Consider the following 20009-nt stretch of genomic DNA (forward strand, 5'->3'; position numbering starts at 1 on the left):
CGAATATCTAGTTTACCATTGGTAAATAATTAACTAAATATCATGGATAATTATAAAACACAATTATTAACAACGTCAAATATAAAGACATTGCTTAAACCACGTGATTTTTCGGCTAATAAAGGCGACTATGGGCATAGCCTGCTTATCGCTGGTGGTATGGGTAAAATGGGGGCTGCGGTAATCGCAGCTAGGGCGTGTCTCAGGTCTGGTACTGGACTGCTAACTGTTTGTGTACCAAAATCAGAAAGATCAATCTTGCAGACGGCTATTCCTGAGGCCATGATCAGTTTTCGCGAAGATAATACCGATTTTAGCAATATATCGGCAGTGGGTATTGGTCCAGGCATCGGTTTGGGGAAGGGCACCGGAAAAACCTTGAAAAATCTGCTCAAACACTTTAATGGGGCTGTTTTATTAGATGCGGATGCGCTGAATTTACTGGCTGCTAACCACAAACTTTTTAAGAAGCTACCTAAGGTCACAGTAATTACGCCCCATCCCAAAGAATTCGATAGTCTATTTGGTTCACACGCTAGCGAAGAAGAACGAAGAAATGCTGCCATCGATTTGGCAATAAAGCTAGAGCTGGTTATTGTATTGAAAGGTCATCAAACGCTAGTCACTACAGCAGGCTGTTCATTTCTCAGTACGGCAGGAAATGCTGGGCTTGCAAAAGGTGGCTCTGGCGATGCACTTACAGGAATAATCACTGCGCTGCTTGCTCAGGGTTACGAGTCCTTTGTGGCAGCAAAGATTGGAGTTTACCTACACGGCTTGGCCGCTGATATTGCCCTTGTCGAACAAAGTATGGAAAGTATGTTGATTGATGACGTAATTGCATGCCTTGGTGAAGCCTTTAAGCAAACAATGGCTTAGGTTATGGGATAATAGTGATTTGAGTAAAAATATAGCATAATACCAAAGCCAGTAGATGTTGATAGCAGCATTAAAATATCATTTCATTGTTATGGAGCAATCTATTCTACTCTGGGGGCCACAAATGATAAGCGTCACCAATTGCTCGTCTATTCATCATTCGTCAAACGCTACAGTATGACTAATTTTGAACAAGCCTATACTTATGCATTTTGGCTTTCCTTCCAACTATGGATATCTTAAAATCAAAAACCTCAAACGGTCTTATTCTGGTGCTGAACCTTGGTTCTTCCAGCCTAAAATTCAGTATTATCCACCAGATTTCTCTTGAAAGGAAATACAAAGGGGAAGTTATAGGACTAGACTCTAGAGAAGTGGTAATGGTCATTCATGCAGATGAAAATAAGTATCACTTCAAGAAGATACTTGCCTCAGTTGATCTAAAGGGCTGCATGCAATCTATTATCGAGTGGATGCATGGGGAGATAGACAGTACCGAAATTGTGGCCATTGGCTATAGGGTAGTGCAGGGAGGACCAAAACATACACATCCTGAACGCATTAGCGAAAAGCTGTTAAAGGATCTCGAAAGCTATGTTTATCTGGCACCAAACCATTTGCCCGATGAAATTAAATTGATACGGACATTTAGAAATTCATTTATTGGCATACCCCATTTCGCTTGTTTTGATACCTATTTCCATAAGGATATGCCCATTCATGCTAAATTTTATCCGTTACCCGACAAATATAAGGAAATAGGATTGATGCGTTACGGTTTCCATGGGCTATCCTATGAATCCATTTTTCAGCAACTGCTCGAAGAGGATGTAGATATTAAAAATCAAAAAATCATCATTGCCCATTTGGGTAGTGGTTCGAGCATGGTAGCTATTGGCGGTGGTTTTGGCAAAGACACTACAATGGGCATCAGCCCTATGGGCGGATTGGCGATGGCAACCCGATCTGGAGACCTCGATCCAGGAGCTATTTTATTTCTATTCAAACAGGATCAACTTTCGACTGATGATCTAGATGAATTATTAAGTAAGGAATCTGGACTGAAAGCCATTGCAGGTAGTAGTGATATGAGAGAAATTATCGCCAAAAGAAAGAGATACCCAAAGGCTGCTGAAGCGTTGGAAATATTTTGTTACCAAGCTAAAAAGCAGATTGGTGCTTATGCCGCTGCACTTGGTGGAATTAATTTATTGGTGTTTTGTGGTGGCATTGGAGAAAATGCAGCATTAGTGAGGGAAAAAATTTGCATTGATATGGGATTTATTGGTATTACGCTAGATCTAAGAGCTAATGTAAAAGCTGATCCTATAATTTCTGTGTCCAATAGTAAAGTAACTGTTAGGCTGATGAAAACTGATGAAGAACTGATGATTGCCTTCCATGCCCAACAATTGTTGTCCCTATAAACCTATTTAAACTATCTATTTTGAAAATCAAATACCCTATTTCCCACGCTTATAGTCTGAGCGTTGAAGAAATTTTTAAAACTATGCGAACCAATCCTTCTGAGGGTATTTCAAAGGTAGAGGCAACTATTCGTCAAGCCCAGTTCGGGGCAAATACCCATTAGGCGCAAAAAAAGAAGAATATTTAGATAATGATCCTTCCAGTTCAAAAGTCCAATTGTTTACCTGCTATTTGTGGCTGCAGGGGTATCGCTGTATTTTGAGGATACCCTAGAGGCAATCGCAATCCTTATAAATGCCCTGATCGGTTTTTTATGGAACTACAGGGCAGAAGCTCGAAGCGTGCACTCAGAAATATGGATATTTCTTTTTTGAAAGTGATGCGTGATGGAAAGGTTACAGAGATTTCTTCAGAAAATCTGGTTCTAGGAGATATTGTGTTAATGGAGGCTGGCGACCTGATCGCTGCTGATGGGCGATTATTGGAGTGCAACCAGCTAGCTTGTGATGGATCATCCCTTGCCCGAGATTCTTTCCATATTATGAAAAACACTGACGTACTTAACGGACAGGTAACACTCGGAGATAGCTTCAGTATGGCGTTTAAGGGAACATAGGCGATGAGCGGAAATGGGCGTTGGCTGGTTACCGGCATCGGTACGGAAACGGAACTAGGGAAGATCAGCAAATTGGCAAATACCTCAAAAAGTACAGCCGCACCGTTGGATAAAAAGATTAGTAACCTTACCCGGAAATTGATCTGGATTACGCTTGGTATGACAGGTATTTTTGCACTTTCAAGTTTATTACAAGGACGTTCTTGGCTATTGGTGCTCGAAACTTCAATAGCCCTTGCTGTAGCTGCTTTCTCAGAAGGATTACCGATTGTGGCTACCGTTGCCTTAGCTTATGGTATGCTTTTGATGGCCAAAAAGAATGCTATTGTAAAAAAACTTTCGGCAGTGGAAACCCTAGGTGGGGTAAACTAAGTCAGGCGATGTCAATCATCGGGCTGGGCGACTGCGGTCAAGGCCTAGATCTTTGGCAATAACTATGTTTGTCTTATAAATCTCCCTGTAATGAAAGACATATTGGTACTTACCGATTTTTCGCAAGCAGCATCACATGCGGTCCATTACGCCTATTACCTTGCGGTGTCCACTAAAGCAAATCTAACCCTATGTAATGCGATTACTATTCCCGCTGAAACGCCATTAGCCAGTTTTGTTTCCTGGCCGATGGAGAAGTCTGGAGCATTGATTGAGGAAAGTGACCGTCAACTGGAAAAACTCAGGAAAAGACTGGATAGGCTGGACTATGAACAGCCTAGCAAGCCACAGATCAGGGGCGACCAATCAATCCGGCTCTTTGAAGGACGTAGCCGAAAATGTACTGTTTGACCAGTTCATGAGCCTTACGGTAATGGGTGCACACGGTGCTGGGGGATTTAGCGAGTTTATTCTGGGCACCCAGAGCAGGTATATGATTGATAATTTTGGCGCCCCACTGCTATTGGTTCCATTGGCGGCTAAGATTAAGCCGATAAGAAAAATCGCCTTCGCAACAGATTTTCGCTTTACCCAACTCAATAAGGAATTCGTCTCCCTTTTGGTACCATTGGCCAGATCACTTGGTGCTGAGATATTCATTATCCATGTCCATTCCGGAAAAAATCAAAGTGAAGGGTTTGATGAGAAGGTCAACGCTTTTATGTTCCATCTATCCTGCGAATTCAAATCCCCAAGGATCAGTTATCGATCAGTAGAAAATTTTAGGACAAAGGATGGGCTGGAAAAATTGGTGTTTGAAGGGCAAATGGATGTTTTGGCGATGGTGCATCGAAAGGCGTGTCTCTTGAGCAATCTTTTGCTGGGAAGCCTGACCAAGCGCATGGCATCTGCTATTGATTTTCCGCTTTTAGTACTTAAGCAGCTGGAAAAGTCACCTATGGAAGAGCGGTTCGGAGAGATTGGGATGGAAAGGTCTTTTGATTTGTCAAATGTGTAAATGAGATTACCCTGAACGATAAGCCATGGCAACACAACACTATTTATTTGAAGATAATGAGCTTGCGAGTGAAGATAATTACAATGGCCAGATGGAAGAAAACGAAGAAAAATTTTGTGTTTGGGCAAGTAAGTGCTTCGCTTAGCGAAAAAAAGGCATTTCACGGAACTATTTTACTGAGCGGGTTCAATGAAAATCATCTTTCAGAGTGGTTGGATGAACAGATGGGCCTGCTCTTGGCGAAAAGCGCACTGGATAAAAAAATCATCAATTTAATAATTATATCATGTTATGTGCAAGTGCTTTTTTGGGAATGGATCTGGCTTGGTGGGCTATCTTTTTGGTCATCCTGATCTGGATATTGGTAGATCCTTTAGATATTTCCGGACGACGGAAGCGAAGGGATTCTCCCTTGGAGATACTCAGGAAAAGGTTTGCTACTGGAAAAATCACTGCAGAAGAGTTTAAAAGGGACAGCAATCTTCTTCGGGGCGATTCAGACGACAAGTAGTATAAAAGAACAGTTAAGGAAACACATTTATAAAATCAAAATAATGGATAATGATCAAAAACTTCAGTACGATGTAGAACAGGCGCTCAAAAGGGAGCCATTATTGGTTGGAGCCGAAATAGCAGTAATTTCCAGAGACGGAGTAGTTACGCTGATGGGTACCGTAGATAGTTACGCTAAAAAAAGGGTGGCAGAGCATGCTTCCAAAACTGTAAAAGGAGTGGAAGCGGTAATCGAAAAAATTGAAGTGGTTTTTACCGTTAATGGAAAAAAGTCTGATACTACGCTAATCAAAGAGATATTAGATGCACTAAAGCAAAACCCCAAAGTTCCCAAAGATCAGATTCTGGTACAGGTAGAAAATGGTTGGGTATCGTTGGAGGGCACCGTAAAGTGGCAAGCTGAAAAAATTGCCGCTTTGACTTGCATCGAAAATATTGCTGGTATTAGGGCGGTTGACAATTTGATTTTTGTTAAATCTGAAACAGAAGATGTGGTAGAAAAGCTGGGAATAGAAGAAGCATTAATAAGGAACTCGACCGTTCACAAAGAGGATATTAAAGTTGCCGTTTTCGGTAATACCGTAACCCTTTCAGGTATAGTTCATTCCATCTACCAAAAAGATGAGGCCGAACGCATAGCATGGAATGCGCCTGGCGTGTGGAACGTACATAACGATCTTTTTGTAGATTACAAAATAAGTTCATAAGAAGAAAGATGCCGGTCGACATTGCAAAAATAAAGGGTCTAACCAGCACTCAGGTTCTAGTTTCCAGAAAGCAACATGGCGAAAACCTATTATCATATAAAAAAGAAAATAGCTTTTTAAAGATTTTTATAGGGATTTTTAAAGAACCAATGGCGATTTTGCTCTTAGTTGCAATTGCTATTTATCTAGCCAGTGGAGATTTTACGAACGGAATTTTTCTGGCTTTGGCAGTGTTCGCTATCTCAGCCATTTCACTTTATCAGGATCTCGAGGAGCAGGAATGCACTCGAAAAGTTGAAATCATTCTCTCAGCCGAGCTGCAAGGCGATTAGAGCTAGAAAACTGGAAAATATCAAAACACAGGATCTGGTAGTAGGCGATTACATTAGGGTAGAAGAAGGTACAGCTATACCTGCAGATGCCGCGATTATCAGTAGTAATGATTTCTCTGTAGATGAATCGATCCTTACTGGCGAGTCTTTAGCTGTTTTTAAAGATAGTGAAAGTAAAGATAATCAGGTTTATAGTGGAACAAATGTTGCTACTGGACTTGCCATTGCCAAAGTCACCGCAATTGGTCATCACACAAAATTGGGCCAGATTGGTAATAGTTTGCAACAGATTAAAGAAGAAGAAACACCTTTGGAGCTTCAAATCAATAATTTTGTGAAGAAGATGGCCATGGTTGGCGGTGTTGTGTTTCTTTTGGTTTGGCTACTTAATTATCTGCACAGTTATAATGTATTAGACAGTGTACTGAAATCGCTCACTTTGGCGATGAGTATTATTCCCGAAGAAATCCCGGTAGCTTTTACCACTTTTATGGCTTTAGGTGCCTGGCGGATGATGAAGGATGGTATTGTGGTGAAACAAATGAAGACTGTTGAGACCTTGGGAAGTTCAACGGTGATCTGTACAGATAAAACAGGTACGCTTACCCAAAATAAAATGAGCTTAGAAAAAGCTTATCTTTTTGCTACAAACACCTTCCTGTCTTATGAAGGAATCTTGAAGCCCGAACTAGAAAAACTAACAGAGACTGCGATGTGGGCGAGCGAGCCCATCCCATTCGATCCAATGGAAAAGGCCATACATAATTCTTACAGTATTTTTGCCAAGATCGACGAAAGACCCAAATTTTTTATGTGTCATGAATATCCCTTGGATGGAAAGCCGCCCATGATGACCCACATATTCGAGAACAAGAGTGGAAAGAGGATTGTAGCTGCAAAGGGTGCTCCAGAGGCGCTGATGTCAGTAAGTGGATTAAATACGGCTGAAAAACATAAGGTTGCCGCTGCGGTAGAACGCTTGGCGAAAGAAGGGTATAGGGTGCTTGGAGTTGGAACTACGACTTTTGAAGGAGATCAATTTCCAGTAAAGCAGCATGAATTTAAAATGAAGTTTCTAGGACTAATTGCTTTTAATGATCCCCCAAAAAAGAATATCCAAGCTGTATTGAAAGCTTTTTACCAAGCTGGAATTAAAGTGAAAATCATTACCGGCGATAACGCCGAAACCACGATGGCTATTGCCAAAAAGATAGGTTTTGAAGGCTATGACAGTGCCATTAGTGGCGAGGAACTAATGTTGATGGCTCCTAAGGCATTAAAATCAGTGGTGGCTGAGAAACAGGTTTTTACAAGGATGTTTCCCGAGGCCAAACTAAAAATCATTAATGCGTTAAAGGCCAATGGAGAAATTGTAGCGATGACAGGAGATGGAGTTAATGACGGCCCTGCTTTAAAGGCCGCTCACATTGGAATTGCAATGGGTAAAAAAGGAACGGAGATTGCCAAACAGGCCGCTTCATTGATTTTATTGGACGATGATCTCTCGAAAATGGTAGATGCCGTTGCCGTGGGGAGAAAAATCTATAAAAATCTCAAAAAAGCAATTCAATATATCATCTCCATCCATATTCCCATCATTTTAATCGTATGCTTACCTTTGATGCTAGGCTGGCATTATCCAACTATTTTTTCGCCGATACATATCATTTTCTTAGAACTCATTATGGGTCCAACTTGCTCTATCATCTATGAAAATGAGCCTATGGAAAAAAATGCCATGAGCTGTAAACCACGTAAATTATCCGATACGTTTTTTAAGTTTAGCGAGCTGCTAATTAGTATAGTACAGGGACTTGTGATTACTATCGGTGCACTACTTACGTATTATTTTTCCGTAAAAATGGAACTGCCAGAGTCAACTGTCAGGACATTAGTTTTTACAATACTCATTGTTGCAAATATCTTCCTAACACTCGCAAACCGGTCGTTCGATGCTTCTATTTTTGAGACGTTTAAATACAAAAATAAGCTGGTCGGGATCATTGTGACGATAACTATTTTTCTAACCGGAATGATGCTATACTTTCCTACAATTACCAAGCTTTTTCAGTTGCATAGCCTAGATTATAAACAATTGGCGAGTTGTATAGCCATTGGTTTTCTTTCGGTAATATGGATAGAAGGGGTTAAACAAATAAAATCTTGGGTTGACCTCAAACAAGTGCGGCCATGATCTACATCATTTAGGATAGACAATGATGTGTCGATATTTGCTTCATTACTAAGTTTAAACCCCTTACCTAGATGAAGACTATACTTGTTCTTAACGACAATAGCACCACCGCATCGCATGCGGCCATATTTGCCCTAAACCTTGCCCAGAAAATAAGGGCAAATATCATTGTTGCGAGCATCACTGCTTCAGACGATCAGATTTATCACGAGGATCTCAAATTGAGTGAAACGGGAACGCTACCGCTACTACGTTCAGCACTGATGAAGACCCTTTTTGCCCATAAGGAAAGTTACGCAGATTTCAGACCAGTTATTCAGGAAATTGAACTTGCCGACTTTACCGGTGATGAATTGCTCCAGTTGACAGGTAAACGGGATATCTATTTGGTCATTCGCGGAATGGACGAGTTTCTTTCTTCTGCACTGATCAGCATTAATTTATCGATCACTATGTTGCTCAGTAAAATAAAATGCCCTTTGCTCGTTGTCCCATCATCTTGGGACTTTAACGAATTCAGGGATCTGGTGTATCTTACAGACCTTCGTTTCTGTGGGATCAACACGGCGACTTTTATTACCGATCTGGCCCGTGAGTGGAATGCTAAGGTGTTGATTGCGCACTCTGCTGCCAGTGGATTGCCGGAAATTGAAGAAGAAGATGCAAATGATATTTTCAGGAATGAAGTGCGGAACCTTATTGATTATAGCAATATATCGATGGATATGCTTGATAAGGGCAAGATTCCAGATGTTGTCAAATTAATGGTAAGTGATTTTCATGCCGACCTTTTGGTTTTCGTAAACCAGCATTTTCATTTCAATACTTTTACTAAGCAGTATTTCAAGGACAAATGCGAATTGTACAAGCCTGTACCTATGCTTATCTTTCCCTATTGAGCGATAACTTATTTATGGCCTAAAATGGCTTGTGTGTAGGTAGATTTAACATTACGGCAGCTGTTTTAACATACTAGGTTTTGACTTAGGTGGGTAACATCAGCATTTATGGTGACCGCTATCATTACTATGGCCCTCATTTTATTGCAGATTTGTAGTGAAAATCTCAGTTATGAAAACTTCATTCACCTCAGTTCCTGCATCCAGGCTTACCAAGTTTATCCTTATCGGTTGGGTCACTTTAATTTTGGCATGCATCAGCATAGCTGTATATGCCCAAGGGGCAGCAGATTCTGCTATTGGACAAGGAAAAAAGCATGTGTTTGCTACAGACACCGCACTGCTCAATTTTCCTAAAACAGTAGAACGATATTATCAGGCTAAGGCTTTCAGGCTTTCGTGGGTAGAGAAGGGGCATTGGAATGCAAAGACAGCAATTGCCATGATGTTGCTGGACTGTGTTAGGCAGTTTGGATTGGATCCACAGGACTATCATCCAAATGAACTTTTATACAGCAGGTTGGCACTGCTTGAGCAGTATCCTGATTCCCTAAGCGAGGTAGGGCGCAGGGCTTTTGATGAGTTTTTAACAGATGCGGTAATCACGATGATAAACCATCTACATTATGGTAAATTCAATCCATTCTATTCAGCGAGTGAAATTGATAATGGAAACCTTCCACATTTTAATGCAGATTTCAAGCTGTTCATGATTATAGATGCCAAAGATTTCTACACTGAGCTGGTCAAAGTACAACCCGCCATTCTTGAATATGTTAATCTTCAAAAGAATATGCAGCTCGTTTTGGGCCAATATATTTTAGATAGTTATGAATATCCTCAGGCAAATGTGCGCAAGATGGCTATTAACATGGAGCGCCTAAGGTGGCTTTCCTCTGCAAAAGGAAATCGCATACAGGTTAATATTCCCTCATATCAATTAAAGCTGACCACCGGTGATACGGTAAATAATTTCAAGGTTATTGTTGGAAATCCAGAAAATCCCACGCAAACTTTTGAAAGTACATTAACCAGGTTTACAGCAGCACCAGATTGGAAGGTGCCTGCTGAGATTTTTGTTGCCGAGATTTTGCCTAATGCATTAAAGGATATTAGTTATCTTAAGAAAAACCGCTATTCCATTTACGATAACCAGCTTAAGCATATTAAGATCAATCGCAGAAGATTGAAGAAGATCAGCCAGAATCCTGCTGTTTATATGGCCAGACAATCGCCCATTGATGAAAATACGCTGGGAAGTATCCGTTTCAGGATTGATGACCAGCCAAGCGGCACCCTTTATGACCATAGCGGAAAAAATATATTCAATACTAAAGAAAGGGCATCCAGCAAAGGTTGCCTGCAAATTGAAAATCCCGAACGATTGGCTAAACTGTTATTAGTTGCTGATGGATCTGAGGGAAAGATCAAAGTTTTGGAACGTGCGCTGAAGGATTATCAATATAAAAATTTCTATCTTAAAAATCCTGTTCCTATTGCCGTTACCTACCTTACCTGTGAAATGATTGATAGCAGATTGATTATCTACAAGGATATTTATCAAAAGGATGCCGAACTTGAAAGCAAACTTTTCGGCGAACAGGCTATCAGGTTGGCCGATCGTAGAACCAATCAAAGATCAATCAAGAAAAACAATGTTAAGATATTTCGGCGATAGGCGTACAGCTTCACACAACCTGAGGCTAGCTATCCTGTTATGTTTAACTGCGGGATTTGTAAATGCGGCAGGTTTTTTGGGGTTTTCTGCACTCACTACAAACGTTACCGGCCACGCCGCACTCTTGGCGGAGCATATTGCCCTTCGTGATTGGAGAGATGCTGGGGTAATTACCATTTTGATGTTGCTCTTTCTTGCTGGTGCATTCTGTTCAAGCCTGATCATTGGCAAAATGGGCAACAACCAGCGGTTTTCATATGTGATTCCCATACTAATGGAAATCATTGTTTTGCTGGTGTGCTCAATGAAAGGTTTTGACGGCCATTTCCTATATCCAGATAAAGTTTTTGCAGGAAGTTTACTTTTTGCGATGGGCCTTCAGAACGCACTCGTCTCGGTCATTTCTGGGTAGGTGGTAAGGACAACCTGTGTGCTTCCCTAAATTTCGTACCAATCAAAAATAGAATTTATTGGCATAATTTGTATTCTATTGGTGTTTTATTTTTGAGTGCTCTATGTGGCCTACTATAGTTATAGTCATTCATCCATTCTTCACTTATTGTTCTTACTTCCTGAATTGATTTAAATACGTAGGCATTTAATATATCCCTTCTGAAAGTTCCGTTTAACCTTTCGATATAAGCATTTTGCGTGGGCTCACCAGGCTGAATGAACACAAGTTGGATCTTATTTTCCTTGCTCCAAATATCCAGTTTTGCACTAATAAATTCTGGCCCGTTGTCAACCCTTATCATTTTGGGATAACCCCTTTGCTGGGCGATTTCTTCCAAACTCCTTATCACCCGTAATGTTGGCAGCGATGTGTCTGTTTCTATCGTTAAAACTTCCCTGTTAAAATCATCAATCACGTTCAATAACCTTATTTTTCTGCCATCCCATAAGCTGTCACTCATAAAATCTATGCTCCAGACCTCGTTGATTTTGCCGGGCTGGAACAAAGCCTGTTTTACCCTTGCTGGCAATCTTTTTTTAGCCCTTCTTCTTATGTTCAGTTTTAGTGCGGTGTAAATCCTGTAGAGTTTTTTATGGTTGATCATTTCCCCTGACTTTCTTATCCGATGGTAGCATTGCCAAAAACCTATGCTTACGTGCTTTTCTGTCAAACCATTTAATAGTTCAATGTACTTGTCATCCTGCTTTATGCGGGCCAAGTAACTGAAGCTGCTTCTTGAGATTTTAATGCTATCACAAGCCTTGCGCTTACTGATCTGATGTTCGACAAGCAGAAAAGTAACAGCTTCTTTTTTATCGCAAGGCGCTAAAGCTTTTTTTCAATCAGATCCTTTAGCGCATCGTTCAAAAGTGCCAGATCGGTATACATCCGTTTCAGCTTGGAGTTTTCTGCCTCAAGTTCCTTTAGGCGTTTGAGATCGTTAATTTCCATCCCGCCATATTTGCTTCGCCATCGATAGAAGGTCTTCTCTGATATGCCGTTTGCTCTGGCAATATCTGTTACCTTAACGCCTTTTTCATGCTGTCTCAATATTGAAACAATCTGTGCCTCTGTAAATTGTGTTGTTTTCATAATTGTTAATTAAAAATAGTGTCTTTTTTCTATTTTTAATCGGACCAATTTCGGGGAAGCATACAAACCCATTTAACCGGCACCTTTACAGATCTTGGGATCGACCTGGCCCAAATAAAGACTGATGTGCAAGATCAGCAACAGCTTTTTTTGCGGATAAGATTGAGACTTGCTATTATTTTCTTTTTTATGTTGGGCGCACTACTAGGTGCCTATCTTTTTGGAACCTTGAATTTTATTTCTTTTTTAGTGCCTGTCTTATTGCCTTGTTCGCCTCGTTTTACGACATTTTTAGACTTAATGTTCAAAGGTATTATTTAACTATCATGCGCTTGGTTAAAAATAATCATTAGTGCGGCAAATCACCATTTGCGATGACCCCTGTCAACACTGGTCTACTTTTGCTAAGCTAGCTTTGGGGCATGAAAGATAAAACAGTCATCATTACCGGCGCTGCATCAGGAATTGGAAAAGCTGCGGTATTATTATTTGCATCGGCAGGAGCCAATGTGGTAGTGTCGGATATACATACCTTGGAAGGTGAAAAAATTGGCCGAAGAAATTTGCATAGCAGGGGGCAGGGCATCATTCTTTAAAACAGATGTGTCTATAGCCTCTGAAATGGAAGCTTTGGTTGCTTTTGCGGTTAAGAACTATGGAAAAATTGACATCGCCGTAAACAACGCAGGTATTGGTGGGGAACAGAACCACATTGCTGATATGAGTATCGAAGGCTGGGAGAAGGTCATTTCGGTAAACCTCAACAGTCTTTTTTACGGTATGAAGTACCAGATTTCGGCGATGCTTAAAACCGGAGGCGGTAGTATCGTCAATATTTCTTCCATTTTGGGAGCGGTAGGTTTTGCGGGTTCTGCAGGATATAGTGCGGCAAAGCACGGTATCATTGGTCTTACCCAAACAGCAGCGCTAGAATATGCTGCCCAAAATATTAGGGTCAATGCAGTTGGCCCAGGTTTTATTGATACGCCTCTGCTCAATGCACTTGACCAGAAAATGAAGAGCCAGTTGGTTACACTGCATCCCATCGGTCGTTTAGGGAAGAGTGAAGAAGTGGCAGAGCTTATTTTTTGGCTGGCCAGTGGTAAGTCTTCATTTGTAAGCGGCAGCTACTATCCGATTGATGGTGGCTATTTAGCACAATAATCATTTACAGCCTCAATTTCAGATGGACCATATCGATTTTTATAAATTATTGGAGATAGACAGATCGGCGAGTACAGGGGATATCAAAAAAGCCTACCGTAAGCTCGCCAGGAAATACCATCCAGACCTTAACCCAAACAATAAAGAAGCGGAGAAAAAATTCAAGGAAATCAATGAGGCCAATGCCGTGTTGAGTGACCCTGAAAAAAGAAAGAAATATGATGAGCATGGAAATAATTGGCAACATGCCGAAGAGTTTGAGAAAGCCAGACAACAGCAAAGCCAAAATCAACAAAAAAGAAAAACTTCGCAGTCTTTTGCAGGCGAAGATTTTTCAGATTTTTTTGGTTCGATGTTCGGCGGCTCGCAGGGACAGGCCCGCCAATCCGTTTTTAGGGGACAGGACCTAAAAGCCGAACTACACCTTGAGTTGGCAGATGTTTATAAAAGCCAGAAACAGACCCTTACGGTAAACGGAAAAAATATTCGCTTAAGTTTTCCGGCAGGGATTGAAAATCGACAGGTCATCAAAGTTACTGGGCACGGTTCGCCAGGTGTCAACGGTGGCCCCAATGGCGATCTATTTATTACCTTTTCCATTAACAACCATACCAAATTCAAAAGGGATGGTAAAAATCTATATGCAAATGTTGATCTAGACCTGTATACGGCATTGTTGGGTGGAGAAGTGACGGTCAATACGTTTGACGGAAAGGTTAAGCTTAAAGTGCCTCGAGAAACCCAGTCAGGCACAAAAGTAAAGCTGAAGGGAAAGGGATTTCCAGTCTATAAAAAGGAAAATGAATTCGGTGATCTTTTTATCACCTATCAGGTCAAATTGCCGACCAATCTTACCGGAAAAGAAATCGAACTGTTTACAACGTTAAAGAGAATGAAAAATGAGAAATGATAACCTGGTACTCATGGCACAGTTCTGTCTGCACCACCGCTTAGCGCCATCATTTATGGTGTCCTTGCACGAATTTGGATTGATAAGAATTGTAGAACTGAATGAAGAACATTTTCTCCATATTGATGAGTTGAACAAAGCTGAAAAAATAGTTAGGTTGCACCATGAACTCGGCATTAACTTCGAGGGTATTGATGTGATCAATACTTTATTGCAGCAGATTGAAACCTTACAATATGAGCTAGCGGCCAGTAAAAATCGCTTAGAGACCTTTGCGCCAAACCTATCCTCCGATGATAACAATCAACTAAACTGCTGACTGCCATCATGTACTATTGACTGCTTATTGTGCACTTTTGAAGTATAAACAATAAGTACTATGAAAATGCCTTTAGATCCTCAGCTATCTGCCGAGCTCCAAGAACTTTACCTTGAGAACAAGGAATGGTTATCAGATATTCTTTTTCTGGAAGACGAGATGCGTTTCTTCCAAAACCTGTTCGATACCTTGATTTCCAAAAGAGTGAAAAAAAATCACAATCAACAGGTGGAAGTGATCATCACAAGCTTGAATGGTATTTTGGTGAGAAGAAAACATTTAAAAGCTACCCTTAACGCTCGTAAAAAGAACCTTGAACAATTATTAGAAGGAACAATGAAGCATATTGGACTTGAACTCATCGAAGAAGATAGTGCAATTGTTGCGGAAATCAAATCGCTTTTAGCTACTGATAAACTGGTTAAAAATGAACTTTTTGCACTCATTGAAGAGTTGAAAGCTAAAGAGAGGCCGATTGCGCTTCCAGCTTTTTTGAAGGTAAAAAGATATCCTATTTTGTAAATTCTTTAAAAATGGATATTGGCTATATCAAACTATTATTTGTTTTACTGCTTAATCTTTTTCTTCCGCTTATAGGAATTGGGCAAACAGGAAAGTATGTTGGGAAGCTGCCTGCTATAAAGGAAAATTCAAAACCAGCCCAGTTGAGATTTGATAGCCTACAGCTACAGTCCTTCTTAGAAGATCATCCGAAACTAAAAAGATATAAAACAGAACTATGGAGCTTTTACAGAAAAAGACAATTTGCTTATGTCTGGTTTGATAAAATCGGTCTGGTCGAACAGGCAGGAGATTTGACCAATAGGCTACGTAACCTAGAAGATGACGGCGTTTTCACAAAGCTATTGTATGCTAAGGAACTTGACTCTCTTGTTTATCAGGGAAAAGGAAAATCGGGTCTAATAAAACCTGACATCAAGATTGAACTGTTGCTTACGGGCGAATATTTTGTGTTCGCAGGTCTTGCTTGGGAGGGGATGAACCCTTTTGTGAGCACTTCCAATAACTGGATGTTGCCAAGGAAAAAAATTAGCTATGATCTGTATCTGGACAGTCTTTTGAATTCACCACATCAGGGAATTCTTGCAAAAGAACCTGTATATCGACAATATGAGCTTTTGAAAACCTATTTGAGAAAGTATAGGTTGCTTGATGATTTGTCCGATTGGTCAGTAATCAAGGCAAACTCAAAAGTAATAAGCCTTAAAGACACGGCAATGATTAGCCAGGTCAAAAAACGCCTATTCCAGCTTGAAGATTATGATGGCAGTTTATCAGATACTTTATTTGATGATAGACTGCGTTTGGCACTGATCAGCTTTCAGGAAAGGCATGGACTGAAGTTAACTGGCTTAATCAATAGAGAAACCTTAGCTGCATTAAATATTCCATTGAAGACTAGGGTCAAGCAAATTCTGGTTAATATGGAGCGCAGTAGGTGGCTTCCTGTTGCCTCAAAGGGTAATTACTTGGTCGTAAATATTCCAGAATTCAAATTGCACGTTTACCATGACGAAAATTTATTGTGGTACTGTGAGGCAGTTGTCGGTCAGGCTGTCCATCCCACCACATTATTCTACGGAGAGATCGATCAGGTAGTTTTCAGTCCCTATTGGAACGTGCCCGAATCGATTGTAGCTACAGAGCTTGTCCAAGGGATGCGGAAGTCAGCAAACTTCCTTGCCGATCACCAAATGGAGATCATCGGGCAAAGAAACGGGCTGCCCATTGTAAGGCAAAGACCTGGTGCGGCTAATTCACTTGGGCGGGTAAAATTCATGTTTCCGAACAGTTATAGCATCTACCTGCACGATACGCCAAGTAAATCTTTATTCAAAGAAACAGATAGGGCATTTAGCCATGGCTGCATCCGTATAGCGGAACCCGCAAAACTAGCCGCTTTTTTGCTAAATGATGATGAGAAATGGAATGCAGAAACGATAAGGTCGGCCATGTATGCTAGGAAAGAGAGACCTGTTTTAACCGTAAACAATACTCCGGTATTTATTGCCTATTTCACAGCTTTTATAGACAGGAATGGCAAGTTGAATTTTAGAAGGGACATCTATGGTCTCGATGAACGCCTGGCTGCTATGATCATTTCCGGAGCAGGGATTTACTAAAGCGAATGGATTAAAATACCACGGGATAATGGGGCCTTTGATAAACTGAAGAGATGAGGCCGATCCGATTAGGACTTGCAAATAACACATACATCGTTCTGACAGGTTCTCAGAACTTAGAAAATTATATCCCAATGAAAAATATACTTGTATTGATAGATAATTCTATCAATTCCCATCACTTGGCTCTTTCTGCCATGAATGTTGCGTTGAAGATAGAGGCTAATATCACTTTGGCGCATGCTGCCAAAAAAAATAGCACAGAAGAAGCCCAACAGGAATTTGGTGTCGAAAACCTGAATGAAAGGGAGGGATTAGATGCAATTGCGTATGAGGTTGATATAGCAGTCAAAAAAACAGGTTCATTAATAAAAATCTATTGTCTAATGTACAATGGGAGCGTAATTGATCTTTTGGCCGAAAAAACAAATGATGGAGAAGTGTATTTAGTGATCATCGGATCTCATCAATCTGGAGAATGGGAAAAAGTAATGTTCAAGACACAGATGCAGGATATCTTGGAAAACATTGGTTGTCCGTTATTGGTTATTCCCAAACAGTTTATTGTTAAAGATATCCATCAAACCATTTTTGCCGTGGATCTTTCCATAGGCTATAAAAAAGCGCTGCGATACGTAGTTGCTTTCTCTGCTCCATTTGGTGCAGATGTGCTTGTTAACCATATTTCTAAGCTCGGTTTTCCAGAAAAACCTTCTGAAGAAGACCTGTATAATGAGGTAAACTTAAACCTAGATCCAAATCTTCCATCGGTGGCTTTTCACTCCATCCGATCAACTAATGTTAAAACCGCCTTACTGGAAACTATCGAAATGGGAAAGGTAGATCTATTGTGCCTAGTACATAAAAACTATAACTTTTTAAGTGGGCTGTTCCATAGGAGTGTTAGCAAGCAATTGGCAGATAATGCGTCGGTGCCTATTATGGTGCTCCAGGAAAGCCTTTGAGCGCTATGTGCGTAATCTAAGCGAAACGTGACTAAGGTTTCGGTTTTGTTGATGCAGGTCAACGCATCCACTGCTCGCCATCATTTACCACTAGCTATGGTAAAGGTACTTTTGAACATCAATAAAAGATAGATAAAATGAATTATAAAATTACAAAATCATTCATGATCGCCTTTTTGGGTATTTGTGGATCGGCAATGGCGCAAGAAACGCCGCTTACTGGTACGTCGCGTTTTTCAGCTCAAACATTTCGTACCTGGTCTATAGGCATACATAGCGGAGTAACTACACCGAGAACGCTATTCGATGGAAAGTTTAGGGATTTCCAGACGGTAAAGGAAAATCTGGGTTACGGAGGTTATCTCAAAAAACAAATCCTACCTTCTTTAGGTATTCAGGCAGAATTTCTGGCAGGTAAGGTGGAGGGCTTAAGGGCTCAGGGAGGTGTAGATGCATCCAATAATCCTACCTATGTGGCTGGTTCTGGCTTCCAGACTAAAATCCAGTGGTCTGGGGCACTAACAGCAGTTTACAATGTGGCCAACATTAATATCAATGATCGGGATGCGATATTGATACCTTATGTTAAGGCTGGTGCGGGTTATATGTCCTCTGCTGCAGATTTCTATGTGGGGGCCTTGAACAACAATCAGGGTTACGACGAAAAATGGTTCATTCCAACTGGTATCGGTTTCAAGGTTGGACTAGCAAAAGGAATTAATCTGGATATGGGATATGATGTAAATTTTGTGAAGTCTTCGATATTTGATGGGCTGAACAGATCCACAAATGATAAATTCGCCTATGCGCATGCTGGACTGGAATTTGCATTGGGCAGTAAAGACCAGCCACAACTACAGAGCTATAGTTCACTTGCAGTAGTACGTATGCAATCTAAAGATGAAAGCGAAGAATTGAGAAGAGCACTTTCTACAGCGGAACAGAATGTACAGAGAGATAGGGAACAATATGCGAAGGAAATGGGTGATGATGATGGTGATGGCGTAGCGAACAAGTTCGACAAATGTGCTGGCACCGTTTCTGGAACCGTTGTTGATGGATCTGGATGCCCGTTAGTTGTTCCAAAACCTCAGATCATTAGAGAAACCAAAGTGATCGTAACTGAGGCCGACCGCAGACTTGTTGGAGAAGCAATAAAAAACTTAGAGTTCGATCTTGGGAAATCGACCATTAAAGAAAAATCATATCTCAGCTTGAATAAAGTAGCCTCTTTACTGGTTGAAAAAGATTTCAGCTTGAAATTAGCCGGTCACACAGATATTACTGGATCTCGGGAACTGAATTTGAGACTATCGAAAGATAGAGCCGAAGCCGTGAAAACATATTTGGTTGCACAAGGTGCTAATGCATCCCGCATCGAAGCTACGGGGTATGGACCCGACCAACCCGTTGCCAGCAATAAAACTGCTGCAGGCCGTCAAGAAAATCGTCGTGTAGAATTCACCTTGTTTTAATTTCAACTTTAAAAATAATCATCATGAAAAAATTATTAGCAACAATTATTATAACTGCAACAACAGTATGTGCTGCTAATGCACAGATACAAAAAGGTAACATTATGGTTGGTGGAAACCTTACTAATATTAACCTTGGTCTTGATGATCCAAAGATATTCAGTGTAGATATTACGCCTAAAGCTGCCTGGTTTATTCAAGACAACATAGCGCTTGGTGGATATTTGAACTTTGGTTTACAGACCGCAAAAAACTCTAGCACCACTACAAGTTATGGTCTTGGTTCACTTGGACGATATTATACTGGCAAAGATGTGGAAGTGCTTACGCATGGTCGTTTTTTTGCTGAAGCTACCGTGGGGATTGGTGGAGTTAATGTGAGCAATGGTGGAGGAAATACTAATGGACTTAATTTAAGCGTTGGCCCAGGCTTCGTTTATTTTATTACCCCTAACATTGGCCTAGAAACCTTGTTGAAGTACAATGGCCTTCTTGGCTTTGGAAGTGCTACCACGCAAAATAATCTGAACCTTTCTTTTGGATTTCAGATCCATCTTCCAGGACAACAGGCTGCTAACAAAGTGAAAAATGATGTGAAGTAGTTTTATATGCCGTAAAAAAAGCTGTTATCTGTTTGGTGAAAGCATTTTTTTGTCTGGATGGTTGTGCCACTTGCCAAAAAGGATGATCAATAGGCGGTGTTTTGTTGATGAAGGTCAATCCTTTTGAGTTGTGCTATCATCTATCCAAGGCAGCACTTCGGCTACTTTTGGCCATCAATAAAAATAGAAAAATGAAAACAAATCAAAGCACTCAGCCTAGCTGGAAACTACTAAAATTTTCAGTCCCA

General features: G+C 40.7%; 23 protein-coding genes and 1 pseudogene. 23 read left to right on the forward strand and 1 reads right to left on the reverse strand.

Features of this window, described 5'->3' with window-relative positions; genetic code table 11:
• Positions 1–42: 42 nt before the first annotated feature.
• From OVA16_RS12370 to OVA16_RS12420, 13 genes and pseudogenes are all read left to right on the forward strand, one after another.
• Entirely contained in the window at positions 43–879 is an 837-nt protein-coding gene (locus tag OVA16_RS12370; protein WP_267759794.1) for an NAD(P)H-hydrate dehydratase, read from the forward strand.
• 230 nt (positions 880–1109) lie between these two features.
• The gene (locus OVA16_RS12375) at positions 1110–2306 is read left to right on the forward strand and encodes an acetate/propionate family kinase (RefSeq protein ID WP_267759796.1); all 1197 of its coding nucleotides are present in this window, start codon (positions 1110–1112) and stop codon (positions 2304–2306) included.
• A 20-nt stretch (positions 2307–2326) separates the two neighbouring features.
• Entirely contained in the window at positions 2327–2470 is a 144-nt protein-coding gene (locus OVA16_RS20265) for a cation-transporting P-type ATPase (protein ID WP_420712320.1), read from the forward strand.
• Between the two features lie 216 nt (positions 2471–2686).
• Positions 2687–3295, forward strand: a pseudogene (locus tag OVA16_RS12380) (hypothetical protein).
• Positions 3296–3385: 90 nt separating this feature from the next.
• The gene (locus OVA16_RS20270) at positions 3386–3706 is read left to right on the forward strand and encodes a universal stress protein (protein WP_420712321.1); all 321 of its coding nucleotides are present in this window, start codon (positions 3386–3388) and stop codon (positions 3704–3706) included.
• A complete protein-coding gene (locus tag OVA16_RS12385) occupies positions 3624–4313 on the forward strand; it encodes a universal stress protein (RefSeq protein WP_267759798.1) in 690 nt (229 codons plus the stop codon). Before OVA16_RS20270 ends, OVA16_RS12385 begins: the two co-directional genes overlap by 83 nt.
• A gap of 83 nt (positions 4314–4396) precedes the next feature.
• A complete protein-coding gene (locus OVA16_RS12390) occupies positions 4397–4666 on the forward strand; it encodes a hypothetical protein (RefSeq protein WP_267759800.1) in 270 nt (89 codons plus the stop codon).
• A 201-nt stretch (positions 4667–4867) separates the two neighbouring features.
• Entirely contained in the window at positions 4868–5533 is a 666-nt protein-coding gene (locus OVA16_RS12395; protein WP_267759802.1) for a BON domain-containing protein, read from the forward strand.
• 8 nt (positions 5534–5541) lie between these two features.
• Positions 5542–5865 (forward strand): cation-transporting P-type ATPase, encoded by a 324-nt coding sequence (locus OVA16_RS12400; protein WP_267759804.1) that lies wholly within the window; start codon positions 5542–5544, stop codon positions 5863–5865.
• Complete coding sequence (locus OVA16_RS12405) at positions 5828–8059, forward strand: cation-translocating P-type ATPase (protein WP_267759806.1); 2232 nt, start codon at positions 5828–5830, stop codon at positions 8057–8059. Before OVA16_RS12400 ends, OVA16_RS12405 begins: the two co-directional genes overlap by 38 nt.
• Before the next feature lie 71 nt (positions 8060–8130).
• Positions 8131–8958 (forward strand): universal stress protein, encoded by an 828-nt coding sequence (locus tag OVA16_RS12410; protein ID WP_267759808.1) that lies wholly within the window; start codon positions 8131–8133, stop codon positions 8956–8958.
• Positions 8959–9130: 172 nt separating this feature from the next.
• A complete protein-coding gene (locus tag OVA16_RS12415; RefSeq protein ID WP_267759810.1) occupies positions 9131–10636 on the forward strand; it encodes a L,D-transpeptidase family protein in 1506 nt (501 codons plus the stop codon).
• Complete coding sequence (locus tag OVA16_RS12420) at positions 10614–11048, forward strand: YoaK family protein (protein ID WP_267759813.1); 435 nt, start codon at positions 10614–10616, stop codon at positions 11046–11048. Before OVA16_RS12415 ends, OVA16_RS12420 begins: the two co-directional genes overlap by 23 nt.
• Before the next feature lie 55 nt (positions 11049–11103).
• On the opposite strand, the gene OVA16_RS12425 is transcribed toward OVA16_RS12420, so the two are convergent.
• Positions 11104–12182 (reverse strand): IS3 family transposase gene (locus OVA16_RS12425; RefSeq protein ID WP_267759787.1). Its coding sequence is split into 2 segments (ribosomal slippage): positions 11104–11921 and positions 11921–12182, totalling 1080 coding nucleotides; the frame shifts between segments, so codons are not numbered across the junction.
• Between the two features lie 60 nt (positions 12183–12242).
• Here OVA16_RS12425 and OVA16_RS20275 point away from each other — a divergent pair.
• The 10 genes from OVA16_RS20275 (at position 12243) to OVA16_RS12470 (ending at position 19761) form a co-directional block, all read left to right on the forward strand.
• Entirely contained in the window at positions 12243–12503 is a 261-nt protein-coding gene (locus OVA16_RS20275) for a DUF1275 family protein (protein WP_420712347.1), read from the forward strand.
• 101 nt (positions 12504–12604) lie between these two features.
• Positions 12605–12778 (forward strand): SDR family NAD(P)-dependent oxidoreductase, encoded by a 174-nt coding sequence (locus OVA16_RS12430; RefSeq protein WP_267759816.1) that lies wholly within the window; start codon positions 12605–12607, stop codon positions 12776–12778.
• Complete coding sequence (locus OVA16_RS12435) at positions 12723–13346, forward strand: SDR family NAD(P)-dependent oxidoreductase (protein WP_267759819.1); 624 nt, start codon at positions 12723–12725, stop codon at positions 13344–13346. Before OVA16_RS12430 ends, OVA16_RS12435 begins: the two co-directional genes overlap by 56 nt.
• 22 nt (positions 13347–13368) lie before the next feature.
• The gene (locus OVA16_RS12440; RefSeq protein WP_267759821.1) at positions 13369–14256 is read left to right on the forward strand and encodes a J domain-containing protein; all 888 of its coding nucleotides are present in this window, start codon (positions 13369–13371) and stop codon (positions 14254–14256) included.
• Positions 14246–14575, forward strand: a complete 330-nt coding sequence (locus OVA16_RS12445) for a chaperone modulator CbpM (RefSeq protein WP_267759823.1) — start codon at positions 14246–14248, stop codon at positions 14573–14575. The genes OVA16_RS12440 and OVA16_RS12445 overlap by 11 nt, the downstream gene beginning before the upstream one ends.
• 60 nt (positions 14576–14635) lie before the next feature.
• Positions 14636–15097, forward strand: coding sequence for a hypothetical protein (locus OVA16_RS12450; protein WP_267759825.1), 462 nt, complete (start codon positions 14636–14638; stop codon positions 15095–15097).
• An 11-nt stretch (positions 15098–15108) separates the two neighbouring features.
• Complete coding sequence (locus OVA16_RS12455) at positions 15109–16719, forward strand: L,D-transpeptidase family protein (RefSeq protein WP_267759827.1); 1611 nt, start codon at positions 15109–15111, stop codon at positions 16717–16719.
• Positions 16720–16853: 134 nt separating this feature from the next.
• Positions 16854–17684, forward strand: a complete 831-nt coding sequence (locus tag OVA16_RS12460; protein WP_267759829.1) for a universal stress protein — start codon at positions 16854–16856, stop codon at positions 17682–17684.
• 176 nt (positions 17685–17860) lie between these two features.
• The gene (locus OVA16_RS12465) at positions 17861–19159 is read left to right on the forward strand and encodes an OmpA family protein (protein WP_324288386.1); all 1299 of its coding nucleotides are present in this window, start codon (positions 17861–17863) and stop codon (positions 19157–19159) included.
• Between the two features lie 23 nt (positions 19160–19182).
• Positions 19183–19761, forward strand: a complete 579-nt coding sequence (locus OVA16_RS12470; RefSeq protein ID WP_267759833.1) for a hypothetical protein — start codon at positions 19183–19185, stop codon at positions 19759–19761.
• The last annotated feature ends 248 nt before the right edge of the window (positions 19762–20009 follow it).

Source organism: Pedobacter sp. SL55, from assembly GCF_026625705.1.
Taxonomy (GTDB): domain Bacteria; phylum Bacteroidota; class Bacteroidia; order Sphingobacteriales; family Sphingobacteriaceae; genus Pedobacter.

Coding starts and splice junctions, on each gene's coding strand:
- OVA16_RS12460 (WP_267759829.1), top strand. CDS start 16,854: ATGAAAAATATACTTGTATTGATAGATAATTCTATCAATTCCCATCAC.
- OVA16_RS12395 (WP_267759802.1), top strand. CDS start 4,868: ATGGATAATGATCAAAAACTTCAGTACGATGTAGAACAGGCGCTCAAA.
- OVA16_RS12385 (WP_267759798.1), top strand. CDS start 3,624: ATGAACAGCCTAGCAAGCCACAGATCAGGGGCGACCAATCAATCCGGC.
- OVA16_RS20270 (WP_420712321.1), top strand. CDS start 3,386: ATGAAAGACATATTGGTACTTACCGATTTTTCGCAAGCAGCATCACAT.
- OVA16_RS12470 (WP_267759833.1), top strand. CDS start 19,183: ATGAAAAAATTATTAGCAACAATTATTATAACTGCAACAACAGTATGT.
- OVA16_RS12445 (WP_267759823.1), top strand. CDS start 14,246: ATGAGAAATGATAACCTGGTACTCATGGCACAGTTCTGTCTGCACCAC.
- OVA16_RS12375 (WP_267759796.1), top strand. CDS start 1,110: ATGGATATCTTAAAATCAAAAACCTCAAACGGTCTTATTCTGGTGCTG.
- OVA16_RS12400 (WP_267759804.1), top strand. CDS start 5,542: ATGCCGGTCGACATTGCAAAAATAAAGGGTCTAACCAGCACTCAGGTT.
- OVA16_RS12370 (WP_267759794.1), top strand. CDS start 43: ATGGATAATTATAAAACACAATTATTAACAACGTCAAATATAAAGACA.
- OVA16_RS12455 (WP_267759827.1), top strand. CDS start 15,109: ATGGATATTGGCTATATCAAACTATTATTTGTTTTACTGCTTAATCTT.
- OVA16_RS12390 (WP_267759800.1), top strand. CDS start 4,397: ATGGCCAGATGGAAGAAAACGAAGAAAAATTTTGTGTTTGGGCAAGTA.
- OVA16_RS12410 (WP_267759808.1), top strand. CDS start 8,131: ATGAAGACTATACTTGTTCTTAACGACAATAGCACCACCGCATCGCAT.
- OVA16_RS12415 (WP_267759810.1), top strand. CDS start 9,131: ATGAAAACTTCATTCACCTCAGTTCCTGCATCCAGGCTTACCAAGTTT.
- OVA16_RS12440 (WP_267759821.1), top strand. CDS start 13,369: ATGGACCATATCGATTTTTATAAATTATTGGAGATAGACAGATCGGCG.
- OVA16_RS12420 (WP_267759813.1), top strand. CDS start 10,614: ATGTTAAGATATTTCGGCGATAGGCGTACAGCTTCACACAACCTGAGG.
- OVA16_RS12430 (WP_267759816.1), top strand. CDS start 12,605: ATGAAAGATAAAACAGTCATCATTACCGGCGCTGCATCAGGAATTGGA.
- OVA16_RS12450 (WP_267759825.1), top strand. CDS start 14,636: ATGAAAATGCCTTTAGATCCTCAGCTATCTGCCGAGCTCCAAGAACTT.